General features: G+C 63.6%; 21 protein-coding genes. 4 read left to right on the top strand and 17 right to left on the bottom strand.

The window, feature by feature from the left end; genetic code table 11:
- Positions 1–98: 98 nt before the first annotated feature.
- On the bottom strand, positions 99–1250 hold the full coding sequence (rlmN, locus tag CUJ91_RS11465) for a dual-specificity RNA methyltransferase RlmN (RefSeq protein WP_029967454.1): 1152 nt from the start codon (positions 1248–1250) through the stop codon (positions 99–101).
- A gap of 158 nt (positions 1251–1408) precedes the next feature.
- The gene (gene ndk, locus CUJ91_RS11470; RefSeq protein WP_006051306.1) at positions 1409–1834 is read right to left on the bottom strand and encodes a nucleoside-diphosphate kinase; all 426 of its coding nucleotides are present in this window, start codon (positions 1832–1834) and stop codon (positions 1409–1411) included.
- 343 nt (positions 1835–2177) lie between these two features.
- Here ndk and CUJ91_RS11475 point away from each other — a divergent pair, with 343 nt between their 5' ends.
- Complete coding sequence (locus CUJ91_RS11475; protein ID WP_006051305.1) at positions 2178–2876, top strand: Bax inhibitor-1/YccA family protein; 699 nt, start codon at positions 2178–2180, stop codon at positions 2874–2876.
- Positions 2877–3030: 154 nt separating this feature from the next.
- On the opposite strand, the gene CUJ91_RS11480 is transcribed toward CUJ91_RS11475, so the two are convergent.
- The 10 genes from CUJ91_RS11480 to CUJ91_RS11525 all read right to left on the bottom strand — a co-directional run bounded on the left by CUJ91_RS11480 (position 3031) and on the right by CUJ91_RS11525 (position 12257).
- Positions 3031–3804 (bottom strand): MBL fold metallo-hydrolase, encoded by a 774-nt coding sequence (locus CUJ91_RS11480; protein ID WP_107706567.1) that lies wholly within the window; start codon positions 3802–3804, stop codon positions 3031–3033.
- Between the two features lie 7 nt (positions 3805–3811).
- Positions 3812–4951, bottom strand: a complete 1140-nt coding sequence (gene bamC, locus CUJ91_RS11485; RefSeq protein WP_107706566.1) for an outer membrane protein assembly factor BamC — start codon at positions 4949–4951, stop codon at positions 3812–3814.
- A 125-nt stretch (positions 4952–5076) separates the two neighbouring features.
- On the bottom strand, positions 5077–6003 hold the full coding sequence (gene dapA, locus CUJ91_RS11490) for a 4-hydroxy-tetrahydrodipicolinate synthase (RefSeq protein ID WP_006051302.1): 927 nt from the start codon (positions 6001–6003) through the stop codon (positions 5077–5079).
- A 43-nt stretch (positions 6004–6046) separates the two neighbouring features.
- Complete coding sequence (locus tag CUJ91_RS11495; protein ID WP_107706565.1) at positions 6047–6646, bottom strand: class I SAM-dependent methyltransferase; 600 nt, start codon at positions 6644–6646, stop codon at positions 6047–6049.
- A 17-nt stretch (positions 6647–6663) separates the two neighbouring features.
- Entirely contained in the window at positions 6664–7866 is a 1203-nt protein-coding gene (locus tag CUJ91_RS11500; protein ID WP_006051300.1) for a tryptophan--tRNA ligase, read from the bottom strand.
- A 6-nt stretch (positions 7867–7872) separates the two neighbouring features.
- Positions 7873–8535 carry a site-2 protease family protein gene (locus CUJ91_RS11505; RefSeq protein WP_006051299.1) on the bottom strand — a complete coding sequence of 221 codons (663 nt, stop codon included), beginning with the start codon at positions 8533–8535 and terminating at the stop codon, positions 7873–7875.
- A gap of 47 nt (positions 8536–8582) precedes the next feature.
- Positions 8583–9218 carry an L-threonylcarbamoyladenylate synthase gene (locus tag CUJ91_RS11510; protein ID WP_006051298.1) on the bottom strand — a complete coding sequence of 212 codons (636 nt, stop codon included), beginning with the start codon at positions 9216–9218 and terminating at the stop codon, positions 8583–8585.
- Positions 9219–9377: 159 nt separating this feature from the next.
- On the bottom strand, positions 9378–10208 hold the full coding sequence (locus tag CUJ91_RS11515; RefSeq protein WP_029967460.1) for a 3',5'-nucleoside bisphosphate phosphatase: 831 nt from the start codon (positions 10206–10208) through the stop codon (positions 9378–9380).
- A 129-nt stretch (positions 10209–10337) separates the two neighbouring features.
- The gene (locus tag CUJ91_RS11520; RefSeq protein ID WP_029967461.1) at positions 10338–11222 is read right to left on the bottom strand and encodes an alpha/beta fold hydrolase; all 885 of its coding nucleotides are present in this window, start codon (positions 11220–11222) and stop codon (positions 10338–10340) included.
- 102 nt (positions 11223–11324) lie between these two features.
- Positions 11325–12257, bottom strand: coding sequence for a ferritin-like domain-containing protein (locus CUJ91_RS11525; protein ID WP_114156232.1), 933 nt, complete (start codon positions 12255–12257; stop codon positions 11325–11327).
- 403 nt (positions 12258–12660) lie between these two features.
- On the opposite strand from CUJ91_RS11525, the gene CUJ91_RS11530 reads away from it, so the two are divergent.
- From CUJ91_RS11530 to CUJ91_RS11540, 3 genes are all read left to right on the top strand, one after another.
- Positions 12661–13185, top strand: a complete 525-nt coding sequence (locus CUJ91_RS11530) for a gamma carbonic anhydrase family protein (RefSeq protein ID WP_006051294.1) — start codon at positions 12661–12663, stop codon at positions 13183–13185.
- A 74-nt stretch (positions 13186–13259) separates the two neighbouring features.
- Entirely contained in the window at positions 13260–14210 is a 951-nt protein-coding gene (gene hslO / locus CUJ91_RS11535; protein ID WP_006051293.1) for an Hsp33 family molecular chaperone HslO, read from the top strand.
- A 115-nt stretch (positions 14211–14325) separates the two neighbouring features.
- Positions 14326–14712: a hypothetical protein gene (locus tag CUJ91_RS11540; protein WP_029967468.1), complete on the top strand. Its 387-nt coding sequence runs from the start codon at positions 14326–14328 to the stop codon at positions 14710–14712.
- A gap of 118 nt (positions 14713–14830) precedes the next feature.
- Here CUJ91_RS11540 and ftsB read toward each other — a convergent pair whose 3' ends face one another.
- The 5 genes from ftsB to CUJ91_RS11565 form a co-directional block, all read right to left on the bottom strand.
- Positions 14831–15262, bottom strand: coding sequence for a cell division protein FtsB (gene ftsB, locus CUJ91_RS11545; protein ID WP_006051291.1), 432 nt, complete (start codon positions 15260–15262; stop codon positions 14831–14833).
- Between the two features lie 114 nt (positions 15263–15376).
- Positions 15377–16660 (bottom strand): phosphopyruvate hydratase, encoded by a 1284-nt coding sequence (gene eno, locus CUJ91_RS11550; RefSeq protein ID WP_053858435.1) that lies wholly within the window; start codon positions 16658–16660, stop codon positions 15377–15379.
- A gap of 80 nt (positions 16661–16740) precedes the next feature.
- Positions 16741–17595 carry a 3-deoxy-8-phosphooctulonate synthase gene (kdsA, locus tag CUJ91_RS11555; protein WP_029967470.1) on the bottom strand — a complete coding sequence of 285 codons (855 nt, stop codon included), beginning with the start codon at positions 17593–17595 and terminating at the stop codon, positions 16741–16743.
- Positions 17592–19265 carry a CTP synthase gene (locus CUJ91_RS11560; protein WP_006051288.1) on the bottom strand — a complete coding sequence of 558 codons (1674 nt, stop codon included), beginning with the start codon at positions 19263–19265 and terminating at the stop codon, positions 17592–17594. The genes kdsA and CUJ91_RS11560 overlap by 4 nt, the downstream gene beginning before the upstream one ends.
- Positions 19266–19386: 121 nt before the next feature.
- Positions 19387–20190 carry an alpha/beta fold hydrolase gene (locus CUJ91_RS11565; protein WP_006051287.1) on the bottom strand — a complete coding sequence of 268 codons (804 nt, stop codon included), beginning with the start codon at positions 20188–20190 and terminating at the stop codon, positions 19387–19389.
- Between the last annotated feature and the right edge of the window lie 35 nt (positions 20191–20225).

Raw genomic sequence — 20225 nt, forward strand, 5'->3', positions numbered from 1 at the left:
GATTCTGCAAACTTTCTTTTCAATTGCCGGGGCGTGAAGCGTTTTTGCGCATTCTCCGGCGCTTGCGCCGAATCTTCGCAGCCCCCCGCCCCTTCCTGCTAGACGGCGCGAACCTCGATGATCTTCGCTGCCTTCCCGGTGCGCTCAGCGAGACGCGTGCGGTCTTTCACCGCACCCGCCAACTGACCGCAGGCAGCGTCGATATCATCGCCGCGTGTTTTGCGCACGGTGGTGACGACGCCCGCGTCCATCAACACCTGTGCAAACCGCTTGATCTGTTCCGACTTCGAGCGCACCAGGCCCGATTCGGGGAACGGATTGAACGGAATCAGATTGAACTTGCACGGGACGTCGCGTGTGAGCGCGAGCAGCTCGCGCGCTTGCGCTTCGCTGTCGTTCACGCCGTCCAGCATGCAATATTCGAAGGTAATGAAATCGCGCGGCGCGACTTTCAGATAGCGCTGGCAAGCCGCCATCAATTCGCGCAGCGGGTATTTTTTGTTGAGCGGCACCAGCATGTCGCGCAGCGGATCGCTCGGCGCATGCAGCGATACCGCCAGCGCAACAGGCAGATCGGCGCCCAGCCGGTCCATCATGGGTACGACGCCCGAGGTCGACAGCGTGACGCGCCGGCGCGACAGGCCGTAGGCGTTGTCGTCGAGCATCAGGCGCATGGCGGGTACAACTGCGTCGTAGTTCAGAAGCGGCTCGCCCATGCCCATCATCACGACGTTCGTGACGACGCGCTCGCCCTTGCCTTCGCCGCCCACGGCGCGGCCGCCGGCCGCGCCGAGCGACGCGCGCAGCGCGAACTCGGCCATGCGCAACTGGCCGATGATTTCACCGGTGGTCAGATTGCGCGAGAAACCTTGCTTGCCGGTCGAGCAGAAACGGCAGTTCACCGCGCACCCCGCCTGCGACGACACGCAAAGCGTGCCGCGCGTTTCTTCCGGGATGAAAACGGTTTCGACCGCGTTGCTGTTGCCGACGTCGATCAGCCACTTGCGTGTGCCGTCGGTAGAAATATGGTCGCTGACGATGCCCGGCATCGAGATCGTGGCGCGCCCCTTGAGCTTTTCGCGCAAGGACTTCGCCAGATCGGTCATGCCGTCGAAGTCCGCAGCGTTGTACTGGTGGATCCAGCGCTGCAATTGTTTGGCGCGAAACGGCTTCTCGCCCAGGCTGTCGCAGTAAGCGACGAGCCCTTGGGCGTCGAGGTCGAGAAGGTTGACGGTGGAACTGCTCGTCATATCGATTCCTGCCATTTCAGTGCGAGACTGGTTCATGCAACAAGCTGCATGAACGCAAAACCGTTCGCGCCCATCCTGCTGCTTTTACCTTACTACTTTGCCCGGCGATTGGTGTGAATAAACGCATTGACTGCACCGGCCGCCGGGGCAATTCAGCATTAGCGCGAGTACACGTTCACTTGCGGGAAGAAGAACGCGATTTCAACTGCAGCCGTTTCAGCGGCGTCCGAACCGTGCACTGCGTTCGCGTCGATGCTGTCGGCGAAGTCGGCGCGGATCGTGCCCTTTTCGGCCTTCTTCGGGTCCGTTGCACCCATCAGATCGCGATGCTTCAGGACGGCGTTTTCGCCTTCCAGCACTTGGACGACCACCGGGCCGGAGATCATGAATTCAACCAGGTCCTTGAAGAACGGGCGTGCGGCGTGCACAGCGTAGAACTTCTCAGCGTCGGCGCGCGACAGATGGACCATGCGCGAAGCCACGATCTTCAGGCCGGCGTTTTCGAAACGGCTGTAGATCTGGCCGATCACGTTCTTGGCCACTGCGTCCGGCTTGATAATGGACAGGGTGCGTTCGATCGCCATAAAAACTCCAAAAAATTAAGAGGTTACAGATTCAAATGAATCCGCTATTGTAGCATGTTCCCATGTATGATTGCGATTGAACCCTTACAGCATTGAAAGACTCCAAGCAGGAGTTTGTGAATGCTGGTAGCGTAGGCCGTGTGGGACTTTCAACGCACTTTTCGCAGCATGAACGCATTGAAACTCCGGGCCATTGCACCGATCTTATGATCGGGTAGTTTGCGGCGGGCGGCGAACAGCGTCCGGCGCGGCGGCATATGGCAACAACGGGCACCACCGGGCAAGAACGCTGGACAATCCGCTGACAACATCACGCAACACGCTTCTGACGTAAGGAGAGACCATGAACGATCATCCGTATAGCTTTGGCCGCACTGGCGCGGTCAGCACGGTCGAAACGCGTAACCGGGTGCTACGAAACACCTACTGGCTGCTGGCGCTGTCCATGATTCCGACAGTGCTCGGCGCGTGGGTGGGTCTCGCCACCGGTTTTTCGCTGTTCGCCGCCACCAGTCCCGCCATGAGCCTGCTGGCGTTCTTCGCGATCGCCTTCGGCTTCATGTTCGCGATCGAGAAAACAAAAAATAGCTCCGCGGGCGTGTTCGTGCTGCTGGGCTTCACGTTCTTCATGGGCCTAATGCTGTCGCGCATTCTGGGCTTCGTGCTGGGCTTCTCCAACGGCCCGTCGCTGATCATGCTCGCCTTTGGTGGCACTGGTGTGATCTTCGCGTCCATGGCGACCATCGCGACCGTGAGCAAGCGCGACTTCTCCGGTCTCGGCAAGTGGCTCTTCATGGGCGTGATCGTGCTGCTGCTGGCGTCGGTCGCGAACGTGTTCCTGCACCTGCCGGCGCTGATGCTCACGGTGTCCGTCATGGCGATCGTGATTTTCTCGGCGTACATGCTGTTCGACGTGCAGCGCGTCGTGAACGGCGGCGAGACGAACTACATCACCGCGGCGCTCGCGATCTATCTCGACCTGTACAACGTGTTCGTGAACCTGCTGGCGCTGCTCGGCATTTTCGGCGGCAACCGCAACTAAGGTTTCACACCTCGCACCTCGGCGGCGCTCAACGCGCCGGCCTGGTGGAAATCGTGAAAAGCCCATAACGATCGCTCGTTATGGGCTTTTTTTACGCGTGCGATGACGATGCGCCCCGGCGACAAACCGCCGCGGCCCCGGACCTACTCGCGCATCACAAGCTGAGCCACTCGAATCCATCCGTCTGCGACGCGACCACCACCTCGGTCGCCGCGGCGCCGAGCACGCTCGCCATCGCGGCCTGCGCGAGTTCCGGCAGATTGTTCTGCTGACTCAAATGCGCGGCGACCAGATGGCGCAGACGCGAGCGATCGAGCGAAGCCAGAATTTCGCCCGCCGCGTCGTTGTTCAAATGCCCGTGATTGCCGCCGATCCGCGCCTTCAGCGATTGCGGATAGCGGCTGCCGGCCAGCATGCGTACGTCGTGATTGCATTCGAGCACCAGCGCGTCGCAGCCGCTCAACACAGTGCTGATATGAGGCGTGGACGTGCCGACGTCAGTCAGCACGCCAAGACGGCTCGCGCCATTCGAGAACACGTATTGCAACGGCTCGCGGGCGTCGTGAGGAACGGTGTAGGGAAGAACGCTCAGGTCGCCGATCGCCACGGCCTCGTCGCCCCACAGCACTTGCAGATCGACGTCGGCTTCGTCGGCACCGACCGCGCGGGCCGTGCCCCAGCTCATGTAGAGCGGAATCGACCACTTGCGCGCGAGCGTCAACGCGCTGCCAATGTGGTCGCTGTGTTCGTGTGTGATCAGAACGGCGTCGAGCGCTTCGGCGCTCGAACCGAGCCGGTTCAGGCGCCGCTCGACTTCTTTCGCCGAGAAGCCGCAATCGAGCAGCACGCGCGTGGTGGTTACGCCGCTTTGCGCCTCCACCAGCAACGCGTTGCCTTCACTGCCGCTGCCAAGACTTGCGAACCGCACGGCCTGTTCAGTTCAGCTGTGCGTGCAGGAGCGTCACGAGGCGCTGCGCGTCGGACGAATTGTCGATCTGGCCGTTCGTGTCCAGCACCGCGACCTGCGTCACGGCGTCACCCTTCGGGCGCACGTTGACGAGGAACTGCTGACCAGGCTTCTTCGTCGAAGTGCCGCTGTAAAACAGCTTGCCGAGCAGCCCTTCCTTCTTCAGTTCCTGCATCGAATCGGCGTAGCGCACGTAGTAGATGCCCTTCTCGCGATCGCGGTTGTCGACCGTGAAGTTGGTGCGGTCGAGCGCCAGGCCCACGCGCAGCCACGCACGGTCGAACGATTCCTGCAGGTCGAGCGTCGACGCGCCCGCGCTCTTGTCAAGCGTGGCGGGAGCCGTGGCCGGACGCGCTTCCGTCAGCAATTGCTTCGACTGCTTTTCGGTGAGACCGAATTTCTGCATCAGCTTGGTCAGGAACAGCGCTTCGAGCGCCGGGTCGCGCGGACGCTCTTCCCAACGCGACGACGTCTTGTCCTGCCCCGTCAGCACTTCTTCCATCGCGCTATGCGTGACGGAAATGTCCGTGGTATCGGAAGGACCGCGCGACACGAGCGTACGGAAACTGTCCCGCGTGCCCGACGAATAGGCGAAGTCGATCACTTTGCCCACCGTGCGGCGGAACCAGTCGTCCGGAATGTTGGCGCGGTTTTCCGCCCAGTCGGTCACCATGATGCCGGTGGCCGGCGCGTCGGTCTTCAGTGCGAAGCCGTTTTCCTGCCAGAACTCCTGCAGCTGCGGCCACAGTTGTTCCGGCGAGCGGCCGTTCACCACCAGCCAGCGACGGTCGCCGTCGCGCTCGATGTGCATGCCGTACGGGTCTTGCGCGGTCGGCTGGCCTTCGGTCGAATTGCCGGCCGCCGTGACCGCGCGCTTGCTCGCGCCGCCCAACGCCAGATTGGCCGGCGGTGCAACGTAACGCTGATCAGTGCCGGTGGTGGTCAGGTCGCCGGGAATGGCGAGCGGCGGCGCGCTGCCCGCAGCCTTGTAATTCACACGATCGGAAGCGAACCAGTCGTTCAGGGTGTCACAGCCGGCGAGCGTCACCAGGGCAAGCGTCAGCGCCGCCATGCGGGTTGCGTGGAGGGAAAGTGCGGAACGTTTCATGAGGTCCTTCGTGATGCTGGAACGCGGTGCCTGGTTCTGGGTGCCGGGAACGTGGGCTGGATCGACGTCGGTTAAGGAAATGCCGGTGGCTGGGCGAGCGCTGACGGGTATGACAGGCCGCCCGGTTAGCCGAGCAGGCCCGCTTCGCGCAACGCGCCGCGCACCACTTCGTGGTATTGCGCGTCGAGCGGCGTGAGCGGCAGGCGGATGCCGCCCTGCACACGACCCAATTGCTGCAGTGCCCATTTCGCCGGAATCGGATTCGATTCGATGAACAGGTTCTTATGCAGCGACAAGAGCTTCAGATGAATTTCGCGCGCGGTCTTCGCGTCCGCCGCAAGTGCGGCCTTGCAAAGCTCGCTCATGGCGCGCGGCGCGACGTTGGCCGTCACTGAGATATTGCCGTGGCCGCCGAGCAGCATCAACGCGATGGCGGTCGGGTCGTCACCGCTGTAAATACCGAAGTGCGCCGGCGCCGACTTGATCAGATGCGCGGCGCGATCGATATTGCCGGTCGCTTCCTTCACACCGATGATGCCCGGCACCTGCGCGCAACGCAGAATGGTCTCGTTGCTCATGTCCGCGACCGTGCGGCCCGGCACGTTGTACAGGATCACCGGCAGATCGACCGTTTCGGCGATCTTCACGAAATGACGGTAGATGCCTTCCTGCGTCGGCTTGTTGTAGTACGGCACGACCTGCAGCGTCGCGTTTGCGCCGACTTCTTTTGCCTCGCGCGTGAGCTCGATGGCTTCGGTCGTGGAATTGCCGCCCGAGCCCGCAATCACCGGAATCCGGCCCGCCGTGTGCTCGACCGCGGTCTTGACCATCAGCACATGTTCCTCGACGGAAAGCGTGGCCGATTCGCCGCTCGTACCGACCACCACGAGCGCATTCGTGCCCTCGGCGATATGCCAGTCGATCAGTTTGCGAAACGCCGGCAGGTCGAGGCTGCCGTCTTCGAGCATCGGGGTGATGATGGCAGGAATGCTGCCGCGAATCTGAACGCCGTCGTTGCCGGCGGTGTTGCCCGAGTGTGTGCCGTTAGTCATGAAACGCCATGAATTTGATCAGGTAAACCGCGATTGTAGCGGATTAGCCAGCCAACTCGTAACAAGGCGGGGGCGCCGCCTGCGCGGGGTTGTCTGAGCGGTCCGCCTCGAGAATGGCGCAGATGCGCTGGACGTAAGCCGGGCGTGGCTGCGCGAGAAAACCGTCCTGAAACGCGACCACCCGCAAGTGCCCGCGCACGACCTCGAGCAGCTCGCCAGGCGCGAGCAGGAACGCGGGGTTAGAGGGCTTGCCGACCGTTTCGTTTCCTTGCGCGAAGGTCTCGTAAACCAGTACGCCGCCGGGCGCGAGCGACGAAACCAGTTGGCCGAAAAGCGGCCGATGCAGATAGTTGGTGACGACGACCGCCGCGAACTTCTCGTCCGTGCGCAACGGCCACGGAGCGCCTTCGATGTCGGCCAGGATACGTGTGACGAGCGGTTCGTCGGCGAGCGCATCGAGCGCGGCCGCGTCGCGGTCGATCGCGGTGACGGGATGCCCCAGCGACGCAAAAAAGCGCGCATGCCGCCCCGCACCCGAAGCGACGTCGAGCACCGCGCCGCCCGCCGCGACCAGATGCGCCCAATGACGCACCCAGCGCGACGGCTCGCCCAATCCATGCATGGCTGCGGCCGGCGTGCTCATGACGTGCGCGCCGCTCGTCAGTTGTACGACAGACCCATCGCCTCGCGCACGTCGCGCATCGTTTCCGTGGCGAAGCGGCGCGCCTTGTCGCAGCCGTCGGCGACGATCGCGCGCAACAGCGACGGGTCGTCCATGTACTTCTGCGCGCGCTCGAGCATCGGCTGCTGCTCGCGCAAGATGCCTTCGATCACCGGCTGCTTGCATTCGAGACAGCCAATACCCGCCGACCGGCAGCCCTTCTGGACCCACTGGTGGGTGGTTTCGTCCGTGTAGACCTGGTGCAACTGCCACACCGGGCACTTGTCCGGATCGCCCGGATCGGTGCGGCGCACGCGCGCCGGATCGGTCGGCATGGTGCGCACTTTCTTCGTGATGGTCTCGGCATCTTCGCGCAGACCGATCGTGTTGCCGTACGACTTCGACATCTTCTGGCCGTCGAGACCCGGCATGCGCGACGCTTCGGTCAGCATGGCCTGCGGCTCGACCAGAATGATCTTGCGCGAGCCTTCGAGATAGCCGAACAGGCGCTCGCGGTCGCTCATCGACAGACTTTGCGATTCCTGCAACATCGCGCGCGCCTGCTCGAGCGCCTCGTCGTCGCCTTCCTGCTGATAGGCGTTGCGCAGTTCGTGATACAGCTTCGCGCGCTTGCCGCCGAGCTTCTTCGCGGCTTCGTTCGCCTTGTCCTCGAAATCCGCCTCGCGGCCGTACAGATAGTTAAAACGCCGCGCGATTTCACGCGTCATTTCGACGTGCGGCACCTGGTCTTCGCCGACCGGCACGAGCGACGCGCGATACAGCAGAATGTCCGCCGCCATCAGCACCGGATAGCCGAGAAAGCCGTACGTGGACAGATCCTTGTCCTTCAGCTTTTCCTGCTGCTCCTTGTAGGTCGGCACGCGTTCGAGCCAGCCCAGCGGCGTACTCATGCCGAGCAGCAGCGATAGCTCCGCATGCTCGGGCACGCGGCTCTGGATGAACAGCGTGGCCTGCGCCGGGTCGATACCGGAGGCGAGCCAGTCGATCAGCACCTCCCAGACGTTTTTCTCGATGACCTCGGGCGTTTCGTAGTGGGTCGTCAGCGCGTGCCAGTCGACGACAGCGAAGAAGCACGGGTATTCGGACTGCAGCCGCACCCAGTTTTTCAGCACGCCGTGATAGTGGCCGAGGTGCAGCGACCCGGTGGGCCGCATGCCGGAGAAGATACGGTCTGGGAACATGATTATTTAGAAAAGCGAAACAAGTGGAGTCAGGATTGCGGTGATGCCGCTGTAGCCGAGCGCGACGAGCGGGCTCAACCAGTAGCGCGTCAGCGTGCCCGTCATGACCAGCGCCATGACGATAAAAAAGCCATACGGTTCGAGGCGCGACAGCGCGATGGCCTGGCGCGGCGGCAACAGCGCCATCAGCACGCGGCCGCCGTCGAGCGGCGGCAGCGGGAACAGATTCAGCACGCCGAGCACCAGATTCACGCCGACGCCCGCGCCCGCCATGCGCGTGAAGAACGGTTCGTCGACGGCCATCACGGCGAGCGCCACGCCGAACAGGCCCCAGATCAGCGCCTGGACGAAGTTGCATCCCGGCCCGGCGGCCGCGACCCACAGGCTGCCCCAGCGCGGATTGCGCAGATTGCCGAACGCGACCGGCACCGGCTTCGCATAGCCGAACATGAACGCGCCGCTCGTGGCGAAGTACAGCAGCAACGGAATGGCGATCGTGCCGAGCGGGTCGATGTGCCGCATCGGATTGATCGAAACGCGGCCGAGCACGTAGGCCGTATTGTCGCCGAGCCAGCGCGCGACGTAACCATGCGCGGCCTCGTGCAGCGTGATGGCGAAGATCACCGGCAACGCGTAGACCGCGATGGTTTGTATCAGGGAAGAATCCATAACTCGCTATTGTAACAATGCGATTGCGTGCGTCTGTCCGCTTTCGCTCATGCCGTCTCTTCGAGACCGAATGGCGCGAGAGAACCGCGCCCTGCCCGCACCAGCACCGGCTCGTCGCCGGTCAGATCGATCACCGTGGACGGCTCGCACACGCAAGCCCCGCCGTCGATCACGAGATCCAGTTGTTTTTCAAGCCGCGCGCGGATTTCCTCGGGCTCGTTGAGCGGCGCCGTTTCGCCCGGCAGAATCAGCGTCGAGCCGAGCAGCGGCTGGCCAAGTTCGCCGAGAATCGCGAGCGTGATCGCATGGTCCGGCACGCGCAGGCCGATCGTCTTGCGCGACGGATGCGAGAGCCGCCGCGGCACTTCTTTCGTGGCCTGAAGCACGAACACATAAGGCCCCGGCGTCACCGATTTGATCAGCCGGTACTGACGGTTGTCCACCATCGCGAAGTTCGCGAGTTCCGACAGATCGCGCACCAGCAGCGACAGCAACTGCTTCTCGTCGAGGCCGCGAATCCGGCGCAGGCGCTCCACGGCGTCCTTGTCGTCGAGATGGCACGCGAGCGCGTAGCTCGAGTCGGTCGGCAATGCGACCACGCCGCCGTCGTTGATGATCTGCACGGCCTGCTTCACGAGGCGCGGCTGCGGGTTATCGGGATGAAGCCGGAAGTATTGGGACATGGCGGCTAACGATGGCGACGGAGAAACAACGGTTTATAGCGCGGCTCAAGGCAAAACGACCGTGGACCGTGCGAAGCAAACGCGGACTTGACGAGCGGGAACGCGAGCGCGCCAGACCCCTGGCTCGCACACGACGTGCCGCGTCGGCACGGCGCGCGTTCACAGCCAGCGTTCCCAGACGGGCTTGAGATCGGAAGGAAGCGGCGGCAGCGTGCCCAGTTCGACACGCCCCTCGCCCGGCGCATGAAAATCCGACCCGCGCGACGCCTCGAACCCGAAGCGGCGCGCGACGTCGGCGTATTCGCGGTATTGATCGGGCGTGTGGCTGCCCGTGACGACTTCAATTGCCTTGCCGCCGAGGTCGATGAATTCGGCGAAAAACGCGTCGAATTCGGTCGGCGAGTACGCGTAACGGCCCGGATGGGCAACGATTGCCTCGCCGCCGGCCGCCTTGATCCAGCCGACCGCGTCGGCCAGTTTCGACCAGCGGTGCGCCACATAGCCGGGTTTGCCGTCGCCGAGATAGCGGTTGAATACGTCTTGCGTGGACGCGGCGTAGCCGCTTTCGACGAGGAAGCGCGCGAAATGCGTACGCGAGATCATGTCCGGGTTCGACACGTACTTGAGCGCGCCTTGATACGCGTCGGGAATGCCGAGCGTGGCCAGTTGCTCGCCGATTGCCTCGGCGCGCGCCGCGCGGCCGTTGCGCGTGCGCGCGAGGCCGTCGATCAGCACCGAGCTGGTCGGGTCGATGCCGAGCCCGACAATGTGAACGGTACGCGCCGCCCACGTCACCGAAATTTCCACGCCGCTCAGATAGCTCATGCCCAGTTCCGCGGCGGCTTCACGCGCTTCCTGCTGGCCGCCGAGTTCGTCGTGATCGGTCAGCGCCCACAAGGTCACGCCCCCCGCATGCGCACGGCGCGCGACATCGGCCGGCGCGAACTGGCCGTCGGAAACGGTGGAGTGACAGTGGAGGTCGGCGTTCATCATCGTCTGGAGAAGGTTTGCAGCCATTTTACTGCAACGCAGTAAGTGGACGCAGAGCAAATCTCGTAGGCGATTGCTCCGGCGGCTTCGCTGCGACGCTCGCGCCGGCGCTGTGCCCCCTTCCCCGCGCTACGCGCAGAATCCCTCGATCAGCGCCGCCACCTGTTCGGGCTGGTCGTGGTGCACCATGTGCCCCGCTTCGTCGATGAACTTCTCGCGCCAGTCGGCAAATGCCTGGAAACGCGCCTTGAATTCGTCGAGCGGAATCTCGCCGGCCAGTGTCGCGAGCGTCGGCGAATTGGCGGCTTCGACATGCAGCACTTTCGCGCTCACCTTGCGCCAGACGGCCATGACCTCGTCGAGCCGGTACAGCGTCGGGCCGCGCAGTTTGTGCGCCGGGTCGGCGAGCAGCATGAAACGCCCTTCGCCGTCGGGCTTCGACCAGTGCTTCGCGAGGAACTCCGCGCGGGCCGGGGCGAGCCGCGGATTCGTCTTGATGAGGCGCCCGGCGACCTCGTCAAGCGACGCGTAGCGCTTGAGTTGCGGCGGATCGCGCGACTCGTCGAGCCAGTTCTGCAGACGCTTCGGGGCTTGCGCCGGGTGCGCGGGCGCGAGTCCGAAGCCTTCCAGATCGACCACCCGCCGCACGCGCTCGGGGCGCGCGCCCGCATACAGGCAGACGACGTTCGCGCCGAGGCTATGCCCGACGAGATTTACCTGGCCGGTCGGCGCGTAGTGGTCGAGCAGCGCGTCGAGATCGGCGAGGTAATCGTGGAACCAGTAGTGGCCGCCGCCGCTTTGCGCCACCGGCCAGTCGGACAGGCCAAAGCCGCGCATGTCCGGCGCGATGACCTGCCAGTCGCCGCCGAGCGCATCCACGACGAACTGGAACGACGCGGCGACGTCCATCCAGCCGTGCAGCATGAACAGCATCGGCGCGTCGGGATGGCCCCAGCGCCGCACATGCAGACGGATGCCTCGGACGGCGACGAACTCGGAGCGGGAAGTATTCATGGTCGGATGCCCGCCAAAAAAGAATGATCGTTCGATTATAACGAGATAGGCCGACGATGGGCGGCGCCCGAGTGCGGACTAACTCAGTCGCGTGGAGACGCCCTACTTTTGCGGATCGTCCACGTCGAGGCCCGCCAGCGCCGCCAGTTCGGCGAGTTCCGCGTCGTCGAAACCTGCATCGCGGCGCGCCTCGAAATTGAACGGACCACGCAATTTCGGCGCGTGATACTGGTCGGCGAGGCGCGTGTAGGTCGTGTGCGGGTCCAGCCCGCCTTCGTCGCACAAATGACGAAACCAGCGATTGCCGATCAGCACGTGGCCGATTTCGTCGCGCAGAATCACGTCGAGAATCGACGCCGAAGCGTCGTCGCCCGCCTGCTGCAGACGCGCGCGGATCGGCGGCGACGCATCGAGGCCGCGTGCTTCGAGCGTGCGCGGCACGAGCGCCATGCGCGCGAGCACGTCGCCACGGGTGCGCTCGCACATGTCCCACAGGCCGTCGTGCGCGGGAAAGTCGCCGTACGCATGGCCGTAGTCCGCGAGCCGCGCGGACAGTAGCGAGAAGTGGTACGCCTCTTCGGCGGCGACTTTCAGCCAGTCGGTGTAGAAAGCGGCGGGCATGCCGGCGAAGCGCCACACGGCGTCGAGCGCCAGGTTGATCGCGTTGAATTCGATGTGGGCGAGCGCGTGCAGCAATACCGAGCGACCTTGAGGCGATTGCATGCTGCGCCGCCCGAGCTTGCGCGGCTCGACGAGTTCCGGACGCGCGGGCCGGCCGGGCAATTCCGGCGGTTCGTCGAGTGTGATATTGGCGATACACGGCAGGCTGCCGTCGAGCACCGCTGCGTAGAGCGCGCGCGCGGCGTTTGCCTTGGTCGCCGGATCGGGTTCGCGCAGCGCGGCAAGCGCCGCTGTGCGCGCGCAAAGCGCGTCGTCGCCCATGTCAGACGCGGACTGAACGGACGAAGCGGACGAAGCGGACGAAGCGGACGAAGCGGACGAAGCGGACGAAGCGGACGAAGCGGCGGACATCATGGCAGCGTGATCGGTAGAGGGAAGTGAGAGCGACGGAGGTCGACGGACGTTTAAGGGCAGCGCGCGCCTGTCGCGGGCAAACAGCGAACGGAGCTGGCGTCGGTCGGGTCACAAGCGCAGTGGCTACCGCCGCTTGCAGGTCTGACGGCATGGCCGCACTGGCCGCTTGTGTCCGCACGCTGCAACACCATGCAACAGCAACCCGCCAGACCCACCAAACCGCGCCCACCACCCCGCATATCGCACGAAGCGGCCGAACCACACAACCGTTTACAATACTCGATTCGACGCTCGCGAGAGCCCAAAGCGCCTCGCAGCAGCCAACGAAAAGCCGTCAAACCCGACACGCCGCGAGCCGTCCGCACGCCCGGCGACCGATCCGACCGATCCACGAGGAGACAACGTGACCATTTACAAGCTTGGCGACGCCGCACCGAACATCCACGAAAGCGTGTTCGTCGCGGATTCCGCGACCATCATCGGGAACGTGACGCTGGAGGAAAATTCGAGCGTCTGGTTCGGCGCGACGCTGCGCGGCGACAACGAGCCGATCACGCTCGGCGCGGGCAGCAACATCCAGGAAAACGCGGTGCTGCACACGGATCCGGGCTTTCCGCTGACCATCGAGGCCAACGTGACAATCGGGCATCAGGTCATGCTGCATGGCTGCACGATCAAGGAAGGCGCGCTGATCGGAATTCAGGCGGTGGTCTTGAATGGCGCGGTAATCGGCCGCAACTGTCTGGTCGGAGCGGGCGCCATCGTGACTGAAGGCAAAGTGTTTCCCGACAATTCGCTGATTCTCGGCGCGCCCGCGAAAGTGGTGCGCGAACTGACCGACGCGGACATCGCCAACATGCAGCGCGGCACGGCGAGTTACGCCGAGCGCCGCGAGTATTTCAAGGCGCAGCTCGTGCGTATCGGCTAACCGGCCGGGCGCGCGGCGCGCACGGCGTGTGCAGGGCATCTCGCCGTGCCGCGCCATTCGACAGAGGAAAAGTTGTGAGCGACCAGTTGCAAAAATTCATGTTCAGCGCGGCGCCGGTGCGCGGCGAAATCGTTTCGCTGCGTAATACATGGCAGGAAGTGCTGACGCGCCGCCAGTATCCGGCGCCCGTGCGGACGATTCTCGGCGAAATGATGGCCGCGTGCGCGCTGCTGTCCGCGAATCTGAAGTTCGACGGCACGCTGATCATGCAGATTTTCGGCGACGGCCCGGTCAAGATGCTGGTGGTTCAATGCAGCTCCGACCTGTCGATGCGCGCCACCGCCAAACTTTCCGGCGACGAAGACAGCGTGATCGGCGAGACGACGTCGATGATCGAATTGCTCAACGCAAGCGGTCACGGCCGCTGCGTGATCACGCTCGATCCGCGCGACAAGAAGCCGGGGCAGCAGCCGTATCAGAGCATCGTGCCGCTGTCGGGCGAAAACGGGCCGCTCGAGTCGATGGCCGAAGTGCTCGAACACTACATGCATCACTCCGAGCAGCTCGACACGCGCCTGTGGCTCGCGGCCAATTCGGAGCGCGCGGTCGGCATGCTGCTGCAAAAGCTTCCCGGTGACGGCGGCATCGTCCCGCATCCCGGCGAACTGGACGCGGATACATGGGAGCGCGTCTGCACGCTTGGCGGCACGCTGTCGCAAGACGAACTGCTGAAGGAAGAACCCGAGACGGTGTTCCGGCGCCTCTTCTGGCAGGAGAACGTCCAGCATTTCGAGCCGGCCAGCGCGCGTTTCGAATGCACCTGCTCGCGCGAAAAAGTCGGTTCGATGCTGAAGATGCTGGGTCGCGACGAAGTTGACGGCGTGATCGCCGAGCGCGGCCACGTCGAGATTCATTGCGAGTTCTGCAATCAGCGGTACGAGTTCGACCCCGTCGACGTGGCGCAACTTTTTTTCGCCAACGCACTCTCACAAGGTGTGACGCCGGCCGCTGAACAACGGCATTGAAGCGGTCGGCGGGTGGGCGCTTTGCGGGTTCGTTTAGTGTCCGCAGAGCGTCCGCTTTGTGTCTGCTCAATGTCCGCTTAGGCTGCGCTGACGTATCGACCGATCGAGATTCAACATGAGCATTCCCACTTCATTGCCGCGTCCCGCGCGCACGCTCGCCGTGTTGACGGCGCTCGCCGGCCTCACCGCATTGACCGGTTGCATGATGGACCCGCCGGGTCCCTCGCCCATTTATAGCCGGCTGCCCGCCGACCAGTCGGGCATGGCCAGCACCGCACAACCGCTGACGCCGGCCGAGCGCGAGCGTTACGACGCAATCGACCGGCAGGTCATGGCCGAGCAGAACCAGGCCATCGCCGCCGAAAACGCCGCGCAAGCGTGGTCGCGTTATTACAGCCCGCGTGTGCCCGTCAGCGTGTACGGCAGCTACTACGGCGGTGGATGGGGACACGGCTGGGGCACCGGCGTCGGCATCGGCTATGGGTCGTACTGGGGCTGGTGATCCAGTGGCAGGTGCGATGCCGCAGAGCCGTCGTTCCGGTCGCCGAATGTGCGGCCCAAAATGCAAAAAGGCGCGGTTCACAGACCGCGCCTTTTTTGTCTACCTCTCGACGCCCTAGTCAGTGCGCGGGCTTCTTCTCTTTCGCCGCCTTGCTGCCGTGCTTACGCTCGGGCTTCGCGCGCGACTCCGGATTCGGCACCACATGCAGCGGCGCGGCCGACACCTCGCCGCGTGTCGACGCACTAGTCGACGGCGCGTTCGCCGTCGGCAACGGCGCATTCGGCGACACGAACTGCACGAACACTTCGCCGTCCTTGACCATGCCCATCTCGTAGCGGGCGCGCTCTTCGACGGCAGCCGTGCCGTTCTGCAGATCCTGCACCTCGCCTTGAATACGCTCGTTGCGCAGCTTCGCGTCGGCGTTCTTTTGTATCTGCTGCGCGAGCTGTTGCTGCAGTTCGTGGACGCGCAACCACCCGCCGTGGCCCCACCACAGCGGGTACTGGATCAACGCCAGCAGAACGATCAGTACAGCAGTGACGAGCCGCATGAAGTAAGCACAATAAATACGCGCCGCCCTGCGCTTTACGCAGGGCGGCGAGGTCAATCAGACACGAGGAAGAACCGGCTCATCGGTCAGCGCTAAAAAGTCCACTCACAACCATTAGCGCAGATTGTAGAACGCCGACTTGCCCGGATAGCTGGCGATATCACCGAGGTCTTCTTCGATACGCAGCAACTGGTTGTACTTCGAGATGCGGTCCGAACGCGACAGCGAACCCGTCTTGATCTGGCCGGCGTTCAGGCCGACGGCGATGTCCGCGATCGTCGAGTCTTCCGTCTCACCCGAGCGATGCGAGATGACAGCCGTATAGCCCGCGCGCTTCGCCATCTCGATTGCGGCGAACGTTTCGGTCAGCGTGCCGATCTGGTTGATCTTGATGAGGATCGAGTTCGCGATGCCCTTCTCGATGCCTTCCTTCAGGATGCGCGTGTTGGTGACGAACAGATCGTCGCCGACGAGCTGAATCTTCTTGCCGAGCTTTTCGGTCAGCAGCTTCCAGCCTTCCCAATCGCCTTCGTGCATGCCGTCTTCAATCGACACGATCGGGAACTTGTCGGCCAGCGTCGCGAGATAGTCGGCAAATTCCGCCGACGACAGTTGCAGGCCTTCGCCGGCCAACTGGTATTTGCCGTCGTGGTAGAACTCGCTCGCTGCGCAGTCGAGCGCGAGCAGCACGTCTTCACCGGCGCGGTAGCCGGCTTTCTCGATAGCTTGCAGGATGGTCGACAGGCATTCGTCGTTGCTGCCGAAGTTCGGCGCGAAGCCGCCTTCGTCGCCCACTGCCGTGCTCATGCCGCGGTCCGACAGAATCTTCTTCAGCGCGTGGAACACTTCGGCGCCGCAGCGCAGTGCTTCGCGGAAGGTCGGCTGGCTGACCGGCACGATCATGAATTCCTGGATGTCCAGGCTGTTGTTCGCGTGCGCGCCGCCGTTGACGATGTTCATCATCGGCACCGGCAGTTGCATCGCGCCCGAGCCGCCGAAGTAGCGGTAGAGCGGCAGGCCGGCTTCTTCAGCGGCGGCCTTCGCGACGGCCATCGAAACAGCCAGCATCGCGTTCGCGCCGAGGCGCGACTTGTTGTCCGTGCCGTCGAGTTCCAGCAGCGTCTTGTCGAGGAAAGCCTGCTCGGAAGCGTCGAGGCCCATGATCGCTTCGGAGATTTCGGTGTTGATGTGCTCGACAGCCTTCAGCACACCCTTGCCGCCGTAGCGGCCGGTTTCGCCGTCGCGCAACTCGATTGCTTCGCGCGAACCGGTGGACGCGCCCGACGGCACCGCGGCGCGGCCCATCGTGCCCGACTCGAGCAGTACGTCGCATTCGACGGTGGGGTTGCCTCGCGAATCGAGAATCTCTCGACCGATGATATCTACGATAGCACTCATGGTTTCCTCAAGAAATGACGATGAATTCTTTACAGCGACACGGTGTCGATATGCAAGCCGGCACGCGGCGAACGCGTGAATCAGTTGAAATCGCTTTCGAGGAACGGCGTGCGCTTGACGGCCTGATCGAGCGTGACGAGCGTCTCGAGCAGATCGGCCATGCGATGGAGCGGCACCGCGTTCGGACCATCCGACTTCGCTTCTGCCGGATTCGGGTGCGTTTCCATGAAGAGACCGGCGACGCCGACCGCCACGGCCGCACGCGCGAGCACCGGCACGAATTCGCGCTGACCGCCCGAGCTCGTGCCCTGCCCGCCCGGCAACTGCACCGAATGCGTGGCGTCGAACACGATCGGCGCGTTGGTTTCGCGCATGATCGCGAGCGACCGCATGTCCGACACGAGGTTGTTATAACCGAACGACACGCCGCGCTCGCATGCCATGAAACGGTCTTCGGAAAGACCCGCCTCACGCGCCGCGTCGCGCGCCTTGTCGATCACGTTCTTCATGTCGTGCGGCGCGAGAAACTGGCCTTTCTTGATGTTGACCGGTTTGCCCGAACGCGCGCACGCGTGAATGAAGTCGGTTTGACGGCACAGGAAAGCCGGCGTTTGCAGCACGTCTACCACTGATGCGACCTGCTCGATTTCGTGCTCCGCGTGAACGTCGGTCAGCACCGGCAAGCCGAGTTGACGCTTCACTTCCGACAGGATGCGCAAACCTTCGTCCATGCCGAGACCGCGAAACGACTTGCCGCTGCTGCGATTGGCCTTGTCGTACGACGATTTGTAGATGAACGGAATGTTCAGCTTCGCGCAGATTTCCTTCAGGCGGCCCGCGGTGTCGATCGTCATTTGCTCCGATTCGACGACACACGTGCCCGCGATCAGGAAAAACGGCTTGTCGAGCCCGATTTCGAAATCGCCCAGTTTCATGCTTTCTCCCCGACTTCGCTCGCGACGCGCGACTGCTGATGCGCGAGCGCGGCTTCGACGAACGACTTGAACAGCGGATGGCCGTCGCGCGGCGTGGACGTGAATTCCGGGTGGAACTGCACGCCGACGAACCACGGGTGCATGCTGCGCGGCAGTTCCATCATTTCCGGCAGATCTTCACTCGGGGTACGGGCGCTGATGATAAGACCACCGGCTTCGAGCTGGGGCACGAAGCGGTTATTGACTTCATAACGGTGACGATGACGCTCGTTCACGTCCTTGCCGTAGATCTCTTCGGCCATCGTGCCGGGCTTGATCGGGCAGCGTTGCGAACCGAGGCGCATCGTGCCGCCGAGGTCGGATTCTTCCGTGCGCTTTTCGACGCGGCCTTCGCGGTCGTACCACTCGGTGATCAGCGCGACCACGCGGTTCGGCGTTTCCTGATCGAACTCGGTGCTGTTCGCGTCTTTCAGCGCGACCACGTCGCGTGCGAATTCGATCACGGCCAGTTGCATGCCGAGACAGATGCCGAGATACGGCACCTTCGCTTCACGCGCATAGCGGATCGCGGCGATCTTGCCTTCGGTGCCGCGACGGCCGAAGCCGCCAGGCACGAGCACGGCGTCCAGATGCTTGAGACTTTCGACGCCCTGCGTCTCGATCTCTTCCGAATCGATGTACTCGATGTTCACGCGCGTGGACGTATGCATGGATGCATGACGCAGCGCTTCGATCAGCGACTTGTACGACTCCGTCAGATCGACATACTTGCCGACCATGCCGATCGTGACTTCGTGCTTCGGATTCTGCAGCTTCTCGACGAGTTCGGCCCACATCGACAGATCGGCGGGCTTCGGCGTGAGCTTCAATTCTTCGCAGATGATCGCGTCGAGACCCTGGTCGTGCAGCATCTGCGGAATCTTGTAGATGCTGTCTGCGTCCCACACCGAAATAACGGCGTCTTCCGGCACGTTCGAGAACATGGAGATTTTCGCGCGCTCGTCGTCCGGAATGCGGCGGTCGGCGCGGCACAGCAGCACGTGCGGCGAGATACCAATTTCGCGCAGCTTCTGCACGCTGTGTTGCGTGGGCTTGGTCTTCAGTTCGCCGGCGGTGGCGACCCAGGGCACCAGCGTGAGGTGCACGAAGCACGCGCTGTTACGGCCCATGCGCAGGCTCATCTGACGCGCGGCTTCGAGGAACGGCAGCGATTCGATGTCGCCGACCGTGCCGCCGACTTCGACGATCGCGACGTCCGGTTCGCCGCAGGTAGCGGAAGCTGCCCCACGCTCGATGAACGCCTGGATTTCATTCGTGATGTGCGGAATGACCTGCACCGTCTTGCCGAGATAATCGCCGCGGCGTTCCTTGCGGATCACCGATTCGTAAATCTGGCCCGTGGTGAAGTTATTGGCCTTGCGCATCTTCGTGCTGATGAAGCGCTCATAGTGGCCGAGGTCGAGGTCGGTTTCCGCTCCGTCTTCCGTCACGAACACTTCGCCGTGTTGAAACGGGCTCATCGTGCCGGGGTCGACGTTGATGTAGGGATCGAGCTTGAGAAGAGTGACTTTGAGACCGCGCGATTCGAGGATCGCGGCGAGGGAAGCGGCGGCAATACCCTTGCCGAGGGAAGATACTACGCCGCCGGTGACGAAAACATATTTGGTCATCGCTGGATGCTCGCGGGAAAAACGGATTATACCGTAAAGCAGGGTCTCAACCCCAGCAAAATGCGAGCGCCCGCGGCAGGCCGATGCGCCGCGCGAGCCACGGCGATCGACGCGCGCCGCCTCAGCCGCGCTCGCTCAGTTCGCGCAACATCCGCTGCACGGCACGCGCGGTTTCGATCGGCTTTTCCATCGGAAACAGATGGCTGCCCTCGATCCATTCGATGTGCCCGCCCGTCGCCCGGCGCGTCGCGCTCAAGCCGACCTGACGGACTTCCTTCGAGCGCGTGCCGCCGATGAAACCCACCGGCACCGGCGCGCCGCGCGCGAGCCGCGCACCGAGCGTGTGCGGCAAGGTCCGGTAGATCTGATATTCGATGCGCCGATCGAACGCGAGACTGCGCGAGCCGTCGTGCGAGACCTGCGGAATGCCGAACTCGATGTAGTCGGACAGCATGCGCTCGTCCCAACGCGCGAACGCGGGCTTCGAATGGAAATGCCGCCATGCCTCGTCGCGGCTCGCCCAGTGCGTGCGGCGCGTGCGGGTCGCGGCCGCGGGCGACAGCCGCTCGTCGAGCCCGGTGAATTGCGACACGCGCAGGATGCTGCTGCGCCAGCCGGCGACCACCGGCGAATCGAGCATCACGACGCCTCTCACCCACTGCGGCTTTTTCAGCGCGGCCATGAGCGACAGATAACCGCCAAGCGAATGGCCGACGAGCCACACAGGCTGCTCATACGTGCGGCCGATGTCGTCGATCAATTGCTCGACGAGATGCGGCCAATCCTGCGTCACCGGAAAGCGCGGATCGTGTGCGATGCGTTCGATGTAGCGCACGTCGTAGTCGTCGGAGAGTTCGGCGAAAATCGTCCGGTAAGTCGAGGCCGGAAAGCCGTTCGCGTGCGAAAAATGAATGATGTTTTTCAACTGCGGTTATCTCCGTTCTGTTTTCGTTTTCGCGC

It is taken from the genome of Paraburkholderia graminis, from assembly GCF_003330785.1.
GTDB lineage: Bacteria > Pseudomonadota > Gammaproteobacteria > Burkholderiales > Burkholderiaceae > Paraburkholderia > Paraburkholderia graminis.